Source organism: Yoonia sp. R2-816, assembly GCF_046762905.1.
GTDB lineage: Bacteria > Pseudomonadota > Alphaproteobacteria > Rhodobacterales > Rhodobacteraceae > Yoonia.
This window is the reverse complement of sequence record NZ_JBKQXN010000301.1, coordinates 1-1,623: the sequence shown is the minus strand read 5'-3', so window position 1 is coordinate 1,623 and position 1,623 is coordinate 1. Positions and strand designations below refer to the sequence as shown.

Genomic DNA, 1,623 nt, shown 5'->3' with positions numbered 1-1,623 from the left:
TTGCGTCGTATCGGGGCAAGAACCTTCACTGAGGTCTTCGAGGCCATTGGATCAATCTGCGATCTCTATGACCCAGAAGAGTGCTGGAACTACTTCAACGCTGCCGAATATATATCAAGTTAAGATCGAAACGCTTTAAAGACCCACTCTGACAGCTTAAGTTCACACCACAGCAGTCGCCCATCATTGCCTTGCTTGCGTCTGATCGAAGCTGCATCGATCAATCCAAATGTGTCGTATTGTTCTTCGTCACCGGTCTGAATGTTGGTACTGATCCGAGTGCCTGCCAATCTGTCGATTGCTTGAACCAACGCCTTATAGTCCTTGCCAGCTGTCCCACGGTTTGCGAACACCAGCAAATCCCGAGAGTTCAGACGCACCCGCCGAGATACCTCCTCGCCCTTACTGAGCTTCGCCATGATCTGGGAAATGCAGTAAATGAGGATGTCTTTGTCATAGATCGTGGCCAAACCCTTGACGCTTGGTGTGATCTCAACCCAATGGCCATTATGCTCGTATTTCCGCACAGCCGTTTCTGGCTTTTTGGAAAGCGAATAGAACGGATGCTCCATTTGAGGCATCACGTCCTTAAGAACGGCATCGGCCACGTCACAGATGAACAGATCATCTTGTGGGTGACGCTCAGGAAGGAGTTGCTGGCTTGGTTGCGGGGTTTCAGACACCATAGGGCAGTTATTCGGGGTATCACACACCCGCACCTGTGTTTTAAGGCGCAACCCTCATCTTCGGGGTTTCACCCACCCATCTTACATTCGGGGTTTTACACACCGTCTCTGCATGATTCGGGGTTTTACACACCAATATGATCTCTCAGATCGAATCAAGAGTCAGTCTGCGGAACATCAGACGTTAAAACTGGGAAGCTCGCGCTTTAGAGGACCGCGACAAACTCCGTTTTCTGACATATCCAATTCGGGGTAACACACACTAAGATTCGGGGTATCAGACACAATTATTCGGGGTTTTACACACCAAGAACTTGTAATTTAGTATTATTTTCAATTGCTTACAGAGCATTTCTTTGACCTTAACACATCATATAACACATATATAACACTAGGCGCTGCACACCTCTCATCCAGAAAACTAGACGCTAAGTGGCCAATGTCGGATTTGCTCAGAATAACTGAATATCGCAGAGTTTGATCGAACCGCCGTTTTAAATTAAAAACCACCGTTACCAAGCAATGCAGGCTGCCGATTAGATTGCCGGCCTTGTCGGCCAATTTGGCGCGGCCTGGAAAGCACCTGCTGAATATCCCGAAAACGAGATTTTCAGAACCTACTTTGAAGATCGCTTCAATCAAAAATCGGTGCGCAGCGGGACTCGGGGTTAGTCTGCGTCAGAACTGGATGCTGCGGTAGGGTCGACCAGCTACCTTGCACTGGCAATTTTCTTTACTTAGATTATTTGAGATATTACCTCTAATGAAAGTGAGCGATAAGCCGTTTCTGAAGAGCTTAAAGCGTTTCGATCTTAACTTGATATATATTCGGCAGCGTTGAAGTAGTTCCAGCACTCTTCTGGGTCATAGAGATCGCAGATTGATCCAATGGCCTCGAAGACCTCAGTGAAGGTTCTTGCCCCGATACGACGCAAGT

The 1,623-nt window shown here is 47.6% G+C and carries 1 protein-coding gene; it reads right to left on the bottom strand.

The genetic code is table 11. The annotated features are described in order from the left end of the window. Positions 1-119: 119 nt before the first annotated feature. The gene (locus tag ACFWW2_RS17245) at positions 120-683 is read right to left on the bottom strand and encodes a replication initiator protein A (protein ID WP_393929976.1); all 564 of its coding nucleotides are present in this window, start codon (positions 681-683) and stop codon (positions 120-122) included. Positions 684-1,623 lie beyond the last annotated feature (940 nt).